The 12017-nt window shown below is 42.6% G+C and carries 14 protein-coding genes; all 14 read left to right on the forward strand.

What is annotated here, in order from left to right; translation table 11 throughout:
* The first annotated feature begins 85 nt into the window (after positions 1 to 85).
* The 14 genes from SAY88_RS05165 to SAY88_RS05230 all read left to right on the forward strand — a co-directional run bounded on the left by SAY88_RS05165 (position 86) and on the right by SAY88_RS05230 (position 12008).
* Positions 86 to 1039: a nucleoside recognition domain-containing protein gene (locus SAY88_RS05165; protein WP_332629918.1), complete on the forward strand. Its 954-nt coding sequence runs from the start codon at positions 86 to 88 to the stop codon at positions 1037 to 1039.
* Positions 1029 to 1676 (forward strand): pyrophosphatase PpaX, encoded by a 648-nt coding sequence (ppaX, locus tag SAY88_RS05170; RefSeq protein ID WP_332629920.1) that lies wholly within the window; start codon positions 1029 to 1031, stop codon positions 1674 to 1676. Before SAY88_RS05165 ends, ppaX begins: the two co-directional genes overlap by 11 nt.
* Positions 1673 to 2167, forward strand: coding sequence for an acyltransferase (locus SAY88_RS05175; protein WP_332629922.1), 495 nt, complete (start codon positions 1673 to 1675; stop codon positions 2165 to 2167). The genes ppaX and SAY88_RS05175 overlap by 4 nt, the downstream gene beginning before the upstream one ends.
* Before the next feature lie 359 nt (positions 2168 to 2526).
* Positions 2527 to 3699 (forward strand): ATP phosphoribosyltransferase regulatory subunit, encoded by a 1173-nt coding sequence (locus SAY88_RS05180; RefSeq protein WP_332629923.1) that lies wholly within the window; start codon positions 2527 to 2529, stop codon positions 3697 to 3699.
* Between the two features lies 1 nt (position 3700).
* The gene (gene hisG / locus SAY88_RS05185; RefSeq protein WP_034626799.1) at positions 3701 to 4339 is read left to right on the forward strand and encodes an ATP phosphoribosyltransferase; all 639 of its coding nucleotides are present in this window, start codon (positions 3701 to 3703) and stop codon (positions 4337 to 4339) included.
* The gene (gene hisD, locus SAY88_RS05190; protein WP_332629928.1) at positions 4336 to 5607 is read left to right on the forward strand and encodes a histidinol dehydrogenase; all 1272 of its coding nucleotides are present in this window, start codon (positions 4336 to 4338) and stop codon (positions 5605 to 5607) included. Before hisG ends, hisD begins: the two co-directional genes overlap by 4 nt.
* Positions 5608 to 6198, forward strand: coding sequence for an imidazoleglycerol-phosphate dehydratase HisB (gene hisB / locus SAY88_RS05195; RefSeq protein WP_250097877.1), 591 nt, complete (start codon positions 5608 to 5610; stop codon positions 6196 to 6198).
* Position 6199: 1 nt separating this feature from the next.
* Positions 6200 to 6844, forward strand: a complete 645-nt coding sequence (hisH, locus tag SAY88_RS05200; protein WP_332629930.1) for an imidazole glycerol phosphate synthase subunit HisH — start codon at positions 6200 to 6202, stop codon at positions 6842 to 6844.
* Entirely contained in the window at positions 6837 to 7571 is a 735-nt protein-coding gene (hisA, locus tag SAY88_RS05205) for a 1-(5-phosphoribosyl)-5-[(5-phosphoribosylamino)methylideneamino]imidazole-4-carboxamide isomerase (RefSeq protein ID WP_250097879.1), read from the forward strand. The genes hisH and hisA overlap by 8 nt, the downstream gene beginning before the upstream one ends.
* 1 nt (position 7572) lies before the next feature.
* A complete protein-coding gene (hisF, locus tag SAY88_RS05210; protein ID WP_332629932.1) occupies positions 7573 to 8331 on the forward strand; it encodes an imidazole glycerol phosphate synthase subunit HisF in 759 nt (252 codons plus the stop codon).
* Positions 8328 to 8957 (forward strand): bifunctional phosphoribosyl-AMP cyclohydrolase/phosphoribosyl-ATP diphosphatase HisIE, encoded by a 630-nt coding sequence (gene hisIE, locus SAY88_RS05215; RefSeq protein ID WP_332629934.1) that lies wholly within the window; start codon positions 8328 to 8330, stop codon positions 8955 to 8957. The genes hisF and hisIE overlap by 4 nt, the downstream gene beginning before the upstream one ends.
* Positions 8958 to 9108: 151 nt before the next feature.
* Positions 9109 to 10158, forward strand: a complete 1050-nt coding sequence (locus SAY88_RS05220; protein WP_332629936.1) for a tetratricopeptide repeat protein — start codon at positions 9109 to 9111, stop codon at positions 10156 to 10158.
* A 104-nt stretch (positions 10159 to 10262) separates the two neighbouring features.
* Positions 10263 to 11207, forward strand: coding sequence for a thioredoxin-disulfide reductase (trxB, locus tag SAY88_RS05225; RefSeq protein WP_332629939.1), 945 nt, complete (start codon positions 10263 to 10265; stop codon positions 11205 to 11207).
* Between the two features lie 342 nt (positions 11208 to 11549).
* Positions 11550 to 12008, forward strand: coding sequence for an NUDIX hydrolase (locus SAY88_RS05230; RefSeq protein WP_332629940.1), 459 nt, complete (start codon positions 11550 to 11552; stop codon positions 12006 to 12008).
* The last annotated feature ends 9 nt before the right edge of the window (positions 12009 to 12017 follow it).

Genomic DNA, 12017 nt, shown 5'->3' on the forward strand with positions numbered 1-12017 from the left:
CTTTAACTAATTTTTTTATTATTATTTTTTTTATAAAAAACTTACCCAATAAAAATAGAACGGGAGTAAGTGGAGGGAGAGACCATTGGGGATGCTAAAACGCGGGCTTCTTGTTGGTTTACAGACGACATGGACGCTAGGAAAAATCATTTTTCCAATCACCTTAATCGTAACGATTTTAGGATATACACCAGTCCTTGAATGGTTGGCGGGCTTATTAGCTCCAGTGATGGGGTGGATTGGATTACCTGGAGAGGCGGCAATTCCGCTTGTACTTGGGAATGTCTTAAACTTGTACGCCGCCATTGGTGCGATATTAACGTTGGAACTAACGGTGAAAGAGGTATTCATTTTAGCGGTAATGCTCTCTTTCTCGCATAATTTGTTTATTGAATCAGCGGTCGCGACAAAAGTAGGAATTCGAATGTCTGTCGTACTAGTTGTGCGAATCGGGTTGGCTCTTTTCGCGGCCTTCATGATCAATCTATTTTGGTCTGGTGGACAGGAAACAGCACAGTATGGGTTTGTTTCTAGCACGGGTCAGCCAGAAGTGAGTGGGTGGCTTGCCATTGCTTGGCAAGGAGTTACAAGTGCTACGCTTGGAATTCTCCAGCTTGCGATGATTGTGATCCCGCTTATGATTGTCGTTCAGATTATGAAAGAACGAAACTGGTTAAAACTAGTATCAAAAGCGATGGCTCCATTTACAAAAATGCTAGGAATCAAGGAAAATACGTCAACCACACTAGCATCTGGTCTGTTATTTGGTCTTGCATTTGGTGCTGGGGTTATGATTCAAGCCGCAAAAGAAGATGGTGTAGCAAAAAAAGATTTATATTTAGTCTTTATTTTCCTCGTGGCTTGTCACGCAGTCATCGAGGATACACTCATATTTATTCCACTAGGTATTCCAGTTTGGCCGCTATTGATTATTCGACTCGTCACTGCAATTTTGTTAACAATGGCCATTGCTTATATTTGGAACCGATTGGAGAAAAAACAAGAGCTAGAGCGAAAGGAAGCGACTTATGAACATTGATACACTATTGTTTGACTTAGATGGAACCTTAATCAATACAAATGAGCTAATCATTGCTTCATTTCTTCATACGTTAGAGCAATACAAACCAGGTGAATACACGCGTGAGCATGCAATTGAGTTTATCGGGCCACCGCTTCGAGATAGCTTTGAATCGGTTGATGCCACGCGTGTAGATGAAATGATTCAAACATACCGTACATTTAACCACGAAAAACATGATGAACTCGTAACTGAATATGAGGGCGTTTATGAAACGGTTGAACGCCTTCATAAAGAAGGCTACAAGCTTGCGATTGTCACGACAAAAATTAGGAAAACAGCCTTAATGGGTTTAAAGCTTACAGGACTTGATCAATTTTTCGATGTTGTGATTGGATTGGATGATGTTAAAAACGCAAAGCCCAATCCAGAGCCTCTTGAAAAGGCGCTTGCAGCACTAGGTTCTTCTAAAGAATCAGCAATGATGATTGGAGACAGCCTTTTCGATGTGGAAGCCGGCAAGAATCTAGGTGTTCCAACAGCTGTTGTAGGTTGGTCGATCAAAGGACCAGAAAAAATTAAGACGTTTGAAGCAGATTATACGCTATCTAACATGCGTGACTTGTTAGCTATTGTCGGAGTGGAAAAGCAATGAGCAGAAAAACAGAGCGATACCCTGTAGAAGAGGCCAATTCGCTCTGGCAAATTTACAAGACCGTTCCTTTTTGGAAGGTTGTGAAAAATTTTATAGTGATTCAAATTGCTCGCTACACACCTTGGATTAGCGTGAAAAATTGGTTATATCGGACGTTTCTCGGGATGAAAGTTGGCGATGAGACAGCGGTAGCATTAATGGTCATGATGGATATCATGTTTCCAGAGCGTATTACAATTGGCCGTAACTCGATTATTGGCTACAACACAACGATTTTGGCACACGAGTATTTAATAAAAGAATACCGTCTTGGTGATGTCGTTATTGGCGATGAAGTGATGATCGGTGCAAATACGACAATTTTACCGGGAGTTACCATTGGTGATGGGGCAGTGGTCTCAGCTGGAACGCTTGTATATCGTGATGTTCCACCTGGCGCTTTTGTCGGTGGGAATCCGATGCAAGTGATTCGAGATAAAATGGATGACTAAGAGGAAGCTGTTAAGTAGAAAGGTGCTTGACAGCTTTTTTATATTTGGTGAAGGAGCTAATATAGCTTGAAAAACCGCTATTATATTTGAAATTTCTAATAAAAATCAAAAGTCGCCAATATGTACCAACTGAATTATAAGATAATTCTATCAAAATGGTTGACGTTGTTCGGACCTCCATGTAAACTAACAGTATACTTTATCTTATTAGCACATTAGCGAACTAAAGCAAAATAGACATTTTCTTGAAATAAAACAGGTATTTTGACAAAAATCGCGAATGATAGGAAAGATAGAAAAAAGATGTCGGAGAGCTGCACAAAAAAGCAGACAACGGAGAAGAACGAGGAGTGAAATCAATGTCTAAGCCACTTATGTTTGAGAAACCACTTGGAATGCGCGATACATTACCAGAGATGTATGAGATGAAAAAGCAGGTACGTCAGCAATTGGAAACGGAAATGTCTGGATGGGGCTATCAAATGATTGAAACCCCGACGTTAGAATATTATGAAACGGTTGGTCTTGCGTCAGCGATTTTAGATCAACAGTTGTTTAAATTATTAGATCAACAAGGAAATACGTTAGTCCTTCGTCCTGATATGACAGCGCCTATTGCAAGACTCGTTGCTTCTAGTATGAAGGGAGAAGCGTATCCACTTAGACTTTCCTATCAATCAACGGTTTTCAGAGCTCAGCAGCATGAGGCTGGAAAACCAGCAGAATTTGAGCAGGTTGGTGTGGAATTAATAGGAGACGGGACGGTTAGTGCCGATGGTGAAGTGATTGCGCTTATGGCATCAGCGTTAAAACGTGCTGGTTTGTCTCACTTTAAAATTGCGATTGGCCATGTTGGCTATGTGAACGCGCTCTTAGAAGATATTGTTGGAGAGCGTGCAGATGAGCTGCGTCGTTTTTTATATGAAAAAAATTATGTTGGGTTTCGTGAACATGTGAAAAGCTTGCCGATCTCTTCCATTGATAAAGGGAGACTTCTTGGTCTATTAAAGCTACGCGGTGGCAAAGGAACAGTGGAAGAAGCAGCGAAGCTTGTTTCTAACGAAGAAGGGTCAAAAGCGCTTGCTGAACTTACTGAGTTATGGCAAGTATTAGAGAGCTACGGCATTGAACAATATGTAAAATTAGATCTGAATTTAGTCCTTCATATGAGTTATTACACAGGAGCGGTATTTGAAGGCTATGGAAGCAATTTAGGTGTACCGCTTTGTAGTGGCGGACGTTATGATGAGCTACTTGGCAAATTTGAGCGTCCTGGTCAGGCAACAGGATTTGGAGTTCGTCTAGATTTACTTGTTGAAGCACTAGGCGAAATGAATACAAAGCAGAAAAAAACATGCATCGTCTTTAGCAAAGAAAGACGTGCTGAAGCATTCCAAGAAGCGGCAAGCCTAAGAGGAAAAGGCGAGTCCGTCGTCGTGCAAGACATTGCCGGGGTTGAAGATGTCGACGGAATGTCAGAACAATTTACTGACGTACACTACTTCATTGGTGCAAAGAAAGGAGACGCATAAGATGGCAGAATGGTTAACGGTCGCGATGCCGAAGGGGAGAATTTTTGAAGAAGCATTAGAATTGCTGCGAAAAGCAGGCTACAACTTACCGGCAGAGTTTGATGATTCTCGGAAGTTAATTATCGATGTGCCAGAGGAAAACATGCGTTTTATCCTAGCGAAACCAATGGATGTACCTACATATGTCGAGCATGGTGTTGCCGATGTTGGAGTAGCTGGAAAAGATACGATGATTGAAGAAGAGCGCGTTGTCTACGAAGTGCTCGACCTGCAAATTAGTGAGTGTTACTTGGCAGTTGCCGGCCTTCCGAATTATGAAAAGAAAGACATCAACCCAAAGGTCGCTTCGAAATATCCGAACCTAGCAACACAATATTTTAAAGAGCAAGGGGAGCAAGTTGAGATCATTAAATTGAATGGCTCAATTGAATTGGCACCATTAATTGGGCTCGCTGATCGCATCGTTGATATCGTATCAACTGGAAGAACATTAAAGGAAAATGGCTTAGTAGAGCTTGAAACAATTGTGCCGATTACTTCCCGCTTGATTGTCAATCCAGTTAGTTACCGTATGAAGGACGAGCGTATTGATGAAATGGTCGAACGTCTTTCTCGAGTGATCGAGGGGGAAGAAGCATGAAAATCGTCAAAGTTGGAGCAGAGGTAAGCATTAAGCGCGATATTGACACAGGAACAGAGCAGCAACGAGAAGCGGTAGAAGCGATCATTGCTCAAGTAAAAGAACAAGGCGATAAGGCTCTATTTGAATTAACAAAAAAATTTGATGGAGCAGAGCTTACGAGTCTACGAGTAACGGAGGAAGAACTTGAAGGAGCGTACGCAGAGATTGATGACGAATTGATTTCAGCGTTGCGTGAGGCGATCGTAAACATTAAAGATTTCCACGAGCGTCAGAAGCGTCAATCGTGGATGACCACAAAAGAAGATGGGACGATTCTTGGACAGAAAATCACTCCACTAGATTCTGTTGGTGTCTATGTGCCAGGTGGCAAAGCAGCCTACCCATCATCGATTATGATGAATGTCATTCCAGCTCAAGTGGCTGGGGTCGAGCGCATTGTCATGGTGTCACCAGCTGGGGCAGATGGATTGCTCCCAGCTAGTGTCCTTGTAACAGCGAAGGAACTAGGAGTGAAGGAAATCTACAAAGTTGGCGGGGCACAAGCAGTTGCCGCTCTTGCATACGGAACAGAGTCAATTCAATTCGTTGATAAAATTACAGGACCGGGTAACATTTTCGTGGCGTTAGCTAAACGTGCTGTATTTGGAACGGTTGATATTGATATGATTGCAGGACCAAGTGAAATCGTGGTTCTTGCTGATAAAAAAGCGAATCCTCGTTACATTGCAGCTGACCTTCTATCTCAAGCCGAGCATGATGAGCAAGCATCAGCCGTGTTAGTAACTGCATCACAGGTGCTTGCTGAAGAGGTCGCTAAAGAAGTACAAGAGCAGCTTACGACTCTGCCAAAACGTGACATTGCCGGAGCCTCCATTCGTGATTACGGTGTGATTTACGTTGCGAGGGATTTAGTTGAAGCAGTTGATGTTGTCAATCAACTTGCACCTGAGCATTTGGAAATTCTAACAGAAGAACCGATGAACTTAATCGGGAAAATCCGTCATGCAGGAGCGATTTTTGTCGGACCTTACAGTTCTGAGCCGGTTGGGGATTATTTTGCAGGACCGAACCATGTCCTACCAACAAATGGAACTGCTCGTTTCTCGAGCCCACTCAATGTCGATGATTTCACAAAAAAATCAAGCATTATTTCATATAGCAAACAAGCCATGGAAGAACATGGCTGCAAAATTTCAGCTCTTGCGCGTTTAGAAGGATTGGAAGCACACGCACGAGCAATTGATATTAGGTTGGAGGAAAAGTAGATGACAGAACGTCGCGCACAGATCGAACGAAATACAGGTGAAACGCAAATTAAGTTGGACTTTACTGTGGATGGAGAAGGAAGATCAGAATTAGAAACAGGCGTACCTTTTTTAACGCACATGCTTGATCTGTTCACAAAGCATGGTCATTTCAATTTAACCGTTGATGCAAACGGAGATACGGAAGTTGATGATCATCATACGACGGAGGATATCGGCATTTGCTTAGGACATGTGTTAAAAGAAGCACTTGGCGATAAAAAAGGAATTCGCCGCTATGGAAATGCATTTGTACCAATGGATGAGACGTTAGCACAAGTCGTTGTTGACTTAAGCAACCGCCCGCATCTTGAGTTCCGCGCTGAGTTCCCAAGTCAGAAAGTAGGGACATTTGATGTTGAGCTCGTGCACGAATTTATGTGGAAGCTCGCTCTTGAAGCACGAATGAACTTACACATTATCGTCCACTATGGGCATAATACACACCACATGATTGAAGCGGTGTTTAAAGCATTAGCACGTGCCTTGGATGAAGCAACGAGTATCGATGAGCGGGTAAAAGGCGTCCCGTCAACGAAGGGAATGTTATAAGATGATCGGCATTGTTGATTATGGGATGGGGAATTTGCACAGTGTCAGTAAAGCACTGGAGCGCTTAGAGCTAGACTACGTGGTAACAGATGATATTGAACAATTGAAAAAAGCTGATGGACTTCTTCTTCCTGGTGTTGGGGCATTTCCAGATGCGATGAAGACGTTGAATGAGATGGGCTTAACGGAATTTTTACGTGAATGGGCGGAATCAGGAAAGCCGCTTTTAGGGATTTGCCTTGGCATGCAGCTTTTATTTGAGGAAAGTGCGGAGCATGGGGAGACAGAAGGGTTAAAGCTTTTACCTGGTCGCGTGGAGCGCTTTGTTGGTCATACGGCAAATGGTGAAACATACAAAGTACCTCACATGGGCTGGAACAAGTTAACGTTCCATAAGCGTGAACACAAACTTTTACAAGACGTTGAAGAGGGGCACGTGTATTTTGTTCACTCGTATGTCGTCAAGCATAAGGACGAGGACGTGTTAATTGCTTCGAGTGAATATGATGTAACGGTTCCAGCTGTAGTTGGCAGGGATAACGTAATGGGGACGCAGTTCCACCCAGAAAAAAGCAGCAGCGTAGGTATGGCGATCCTTCGTAACTTTGGGGAGCTTGTCACGCAAGGAGGAGAAAGTTGTGAGTAATTTTGTTATTTATCCAGCGATTGATATGAGAGACGGAAAATGTGTGCGTCTTGTACAAGGAGATTATGATCAAGAAACCGTGTATGGCGATTCGCCATTTGACATGGCGAAGTTATTTGCTGATGCCGGGGCACAGTGGATTCATATGGTTGACTTAGACGGGGCGAAAGCGAAAAAGCGTGTGAACCATGAGCACGTGCTTCGTGTTGCTAAAGAGCTTGATGCGAAAGTGCAAATTGGCGGTGGTATTCGTACGGCTGAAGATGTGGCTTTTTATCTTGAGCAAGGGGTAGACCGTGTCATATTAGGTAGTGTAGCTGTCAATAATCCTGAGTTCACAAAAGAAATGTTAGCTACATATGGCGGTGAGCGAATTGCCATTGGGCTAGATGCTCGTGATGGCTATGTTGCCACAGAGGGCTGGCTTGAAACGTCTTCAGTAAAAGCTGAGACATTAGCGCAGGAGCTTGCTCGTCACGGGGCTGAAGTGTTTATTTTTACCGATATTTCACGTGATGGCATGCTATCTGGTCCTAATACAGAAGCAATTACGAATTTAGCAGAAGCAACTGGCAAGCAAGTCATTGCCTCTGGAGGCGTGAGTTCACTCGCTGATTTGACGGAGCTTCGTGAGCGTAAAAATCGCGGAGTGAGTGGGGCAATTGTCGGGAAGGCACTATACACGAACCAATTCACATTAGAAGAAGCATTGCAAGGGGGCGAATAGGTTGTTAACAAAACGTATCGTTCCTTGTTTGGATGTGAAAGATGGGCGTGTCGTAAAAGGTGTTCAATTCGTCGATTTACGAGATGCAGGTGATCCAGTTGAACTTGCTGCTTTTTATGATGAGCAAGGCGCTGATGAGTTAGTATTCTTGGATATTTCCGCTTCGCACGAGGGGCGTGAAACGATGGTGGAAGTCGTGGAGCAAGTAGCAGGTACACTTGCGATTCCTTTTACCGTAGGGGGCGGAATTAATTCGCTAGAAGATATGAAACGTGTGCTACGAGCTGGAGCAGACAAGGTATCGCTCAATACGGCAGCGGTGAAGCGTCCGGAGCTGATTAAAGAAGGAGCGGACTTTTTTGGTTCGCAGTGTATCGTTGTAGCGATTGATGCAAAATATGATGATGAGCTTGGTTCATGGCGGATTTATACGCATGGCGGCCGTGAAGCAACGGAATGGGAAGTAACTGATTGGGCGAAGGAAGCTGTACGTCTTGGCGCTGGCGAGATTTTATTAACAAGCATGGATCAAGACGGGGCGAAGACGGGGTTTGACCTCGCGTTGACAAAAGCAGTGAATGCAGCTGTTACGGTACCAGTTATTGCATCAGGTGGTGCAGGAAAGAAAGAAGACTTTGCTGATGTGTTTGAGGATGCCAAAGCAGATGCAGCGCTGGCGGCATCAATTTTTCATTACAAGGAAACGTCGGTCGCAGAAGTGAAAACATATTTAAAAGAAAAGGGTGTGGCCGTTCGATGAGCATAGAAAAAATCCAATTTGATCAAAATGGACTCGTTCCTGCGATTGTGCAAGATGCTGCGAGCAAGGAAGTTTTGACACTAGCCTATATGAACAAAGAATCGTTACAGAAGTCACTGGAAACGAGAGAAACATGGTTTTATTCTCGTTCTCGCCAAGAGTTATGGCATAAAGGAGCAACATCAGGGAACACACAGCAAATTGTTGATATGCGCTATGATTGCGATAGTGATGCGATTGTTGTTCTTGTTGTACCTGCAGGGCCGGCGTGTCACAAAGGGGACTATTCGTGCTTTTCTGATTCGTTGTTTGAAGATCAAGCTGTTCGTACCAACCCTACTCGCTTTGCGATCCTTGACGAGTTAGAACAGGTCATTGCACAGCGTGAAGCGGAAATGCCGGAAGGAGCTTATACGACGTATTTGTTTGAAAAAGGCGTCGATAAAATTTTGAAAAAGGTTGGGGAAGAAGCAGGAGAAGTAATCATTGCTGCGAAAAATCGTGACCCGGAAGAATTAAAGTGGGAAGTTTCGGATTTGCTGTACCACCTTTTAGTACTCCTTCGTGAACAAAAGCTACCGCTCGATGATGTATTAGCTGTTTTAGAGGAAAGACATAAAAAGTAGTTGACAAAAAAAGGGGTCTGACCCCTACCCACTGGGGTACAGAAAAAGGCAAACGGTATGCCACTTTCTGTACCCTTTTTTTCGTTCCCACGCTGTCTAAAATGATGTATACTATTTGTTATGATTGAGAAGCTGGAGGTAACAAAACTTCATGGGATTAAAACCAAAAGACGAACAGGAAAAGGGCAAAGTTGTTCCTTTGTTTCAAAGTGGGGATTATTTCTTTCATAGGGGAATCGAAGCGTACAGAAAGAACCACTTACAACGTGCGATCAAGCTGTTAGAGAGAGCAGTTAAGCTAACGAACACTGAGCCTGTTTTTCATGTTCAATTGGCAGCAGTGCTTTCTGAAATTGGAGAATATGAACGGTCAAATGAAATATTAGAAAATGTGTTAGCGGAAAAAGAAGATGTAGCAGAATGCTATTTCTTCATGGCAAATAATTATGCATACCTTGGACTTTTTGAGAAAGCTGAACGAATGACGTTGCGCTATTTAGAGTTAAGTCCAGACGAGCGCTTTACAGAAGATGCAAAAGATCTTTTAGAATTGCTTCGTTTTGAACGAGAAGAAGATGAGGACTGGGATGACCTTGAAGAAGACGAAGATGAATTGATCGCTCAGTTTGAGCGTGCACGTTATTTAGTGAGGCGGGGCAACATTCAAGAAGCTATTCCCGTTTTGCAAACAATTATTGATGAGCATCCAACCTATTGGACTGCACATAACCAGTTAGCAGAAGCTCTTTTTCGTCTAGGAGAGGATTCTGCTTTTGAAATTTGTCAAACCATCCTTGAAAAAGATCCAGGAAATCTTTTTACACTGTGTAATTTAGCTTTGTTTTACACGAAAAGTGGGGATGCTAAAGGTGCAGAACCGTATATTCGTTCTTTGCGTCGTGTCTACCCGATTGATGGGGACCATTATGTCAAAGTAGCTGAAACATTATGTACGGTTGGAGAGTTTCAAGTTGCTTATGACCGACTAAAGGAATTAAGCAGGTGGGAACTGGAACAACGGTCTGAATTGCTGTTTGGTTATGCTGTAGCAATGTATCATTGTCATGATCGACATAAAGCGATCCAATTATTTAAACGTGCAGAAGAACTTGGGTCAAAGCAAGCCAAAACAGCACTTATAATTACGAATAAGGAGCCAGTAAATCCCGATCAAATCCAGTTTGATATGTGGGTTGAATAGCTGAGCAGATAGATAGACATTCACAAGTCAATTCGCTACGATATTAGTGAAAAGACGTAGATTTAGACAAGTGAAAAAGAGTGTTCTAAAGGAGTGGACCAATAATGAGTGAGGAAAAAATTTATGATGTTGTCATAGCTGGGGCTGGTCCTGCAGGTATGACGGCTGCTGTTTACACATCTCGTGCCGGTCTTTCAACGATCATGGTTGAACGCGGAATCCCAGGTGGACAAATGGCGAATACAGAAGACGTGGAAAACTATCCTGGGTTTGATCATATTCTAGGGCCAGAGCTTTCTACTAAAATGTTTGAGCATGCTAAAAAGTTTGGTGCTGAATATGGATATGGCGATGTGAAAGAGATCGTTGATGAAGGCGACCTTAAAATCGTCAAAGCAGGTAGCAAGGAATTTAAAGCTCGTGCGGTCATTGTGGCAACAGGTGCAGAATACAAGAAGATTGGTGTTCCTGGTGAAAAAGAACTAAGCGGACGCGGAGTTTCTTATTGTGCTGTATGTGATGGTGCCTTTTTCAAAGGGAAAGAGCTAGTTGTTGTTGGTGGCGGAGACTCTGCTGTTGAAGAAGCAGTGTATTTAACGCGCTTTGCAACAAAAGTAACCGTTGTTCACCGTCGTGATGAGTTACGTGCACAAAAAATCTTACAACAACGCGCATTTGATAATGACAAAATTGATTTCATTTGGAACCATACAGTAAAAGAAATCAATGATGAAAATGGCAAAGTCGGAAGTGTCACGCTTGTTAGTACTGAAAATGGCGAGGAAAAAGAATTTAAAACAGATGGCGTGTTTATTTATATTGGCATGTTGCCTTTAAATGAAAGTGTGAAAAACTTAGGAATCACCAATGCAGAGGGCTATGTTGAAACAAACGAAGAAATGGAGACGAAAGTTCCTGGAATTTTTGCAGCTGGTGATATTCGCGAAAAGTCACTTCGTCAAATTGTTACAGCAACAGGTGACGGAAGCTTGGCCGCTCAAAATGTACAGCATTATTTAGAAATGCTAGCAGAGAAGTCAAAAGCATAAGATAGCTTAGAATCAAGTGTATGACCGGCAAAAGGTTTTACACTTGATTTCATATCTGAGGTATTTTGGGGTTTCTAAGGCTTCGTACATTACAATTAAAAGGAAAAATAATCCTTTTTGATATCAAACGTTAATCCGGTTGTAACACGAGTGAAATATAAAAGGGGTAAGATATAAATAAGTAATTGACCCCCTTTTTTTATATACATTTGCACGGACGATTAGGTCCGTGCCCTTTTTTTTCCTCAAAAGACCTACGTTCAAAAAAGTTCCCTAATTCTAGCAATTGTTAGACCTTTTAATTAATTGTATAATAAAGTAATAGAACGTGAGGTGAAGCTGTTGCAACGGATTACTAACTGTGTATTAACGAATGGAGAGCATGCATTATTATTACAAAAACCAAGCCGTGGCTGGTGGGTTGCACCTGGCGGCAAAATGGAACTTGGTGAAACGATAAAAGAGTCAGCTGAGCGTGAGTTTCGGGAAGAAACAGGTCTTCAGGTAGAAGATGCGAAGCTGCGTGCTGTTTTTACCATCGTAATACTAGAAAATGATCAGCCGGTGAATGAATGGATGATGTTCACGTTCCATGCAACGAGTTTTAAAGGTGACATGGTTGAACACTCTCCAGAAGGCAAGCTCGAATGGAAAAGTATAAAGGATGTACAGGGACTGCCAATGGCAGCCGGTGATAAGTATATGTTTGAACATGTGTTACATGATCAAGGAGTCATGCACGGAACGTTTTATTACACAAAAGATTTTAATCTAGTGTCATACCGATTAACTTCAGAATAGATATAGAGG

The sequence above is a fragment of the Halalkalibacter flavus genome (assembly GCF_036663575.1).
Lineage (GTDB): Bacteria > Bacillota > Bacilli > Bacillales > Bacillaceae_D > Halalkalibacter > Halalkalibacter flavus.

Coding starts and splice junctions, on each gene's coding strand:
- hisH (WP_332629930.1), top strand. CDS start 6,200: ATGATCGGCATTGTTGATTATGGGATGGGGAATTTGCACAGTGTCAGT.
- SAY88_RS05175 (WP_332629922.1), top strand. CDS start 1,673: ATGAGCAGAAAAACAGAGCGATACCCTGTAGAAGAGGCCAATTCGCTC.
- hisB (WP_250097877.1), top strand. CDS start 5,608: ATGACAGAACGTCGCGCACAGATCGAACGAAATACAGGTGAAACGCAA.
- hisIE (WP_332629934.1), top strand. CDS start 8,328: ATGAGCATAGAAAAAATCCAATTTGATCAAAATGGACTCGTTCCTGCG.
- SAY88_RS05180 (WP_332629923.1), top strand. CDS start 2,527: ATGTCTAAGCCACTTATGTTTGAGAAACCACTTGGAATGCGCGATACA.
- hisD (WP_332629928.1), top strand. CDS start 4,336: ATGAAAATCGTCAAAGTTGGAGCAGAGGTAAGCATTAAGCGCGATATT.
- trxB (WP_332629939.1), top strand. CDS start 10,263: ATGAGTGAGGAAAAAATTTATGATGTTGTCATAGCTGGGGCTGGTCCT.
- ppaX (WP_332629920.1), top strand. CDS start 1,029: ATGAACATTGATACACTATTGTTTGACTTAGATGGAACCTTAATCAAT.
- SAY88_RS05220 (WP_332629936.1), top strand. CDS start 9,109: ATGGGATTAAAACCAAAAGACGAACAGGAAAAGGGCAAAGTTGTTCCT.
- hisG (WP_034626799.1), top strand. CDS start 3,701: ATGGCAGAATGGTTAACGGTCGCGATGCCGAAGGGGAGAATTTTTGAA.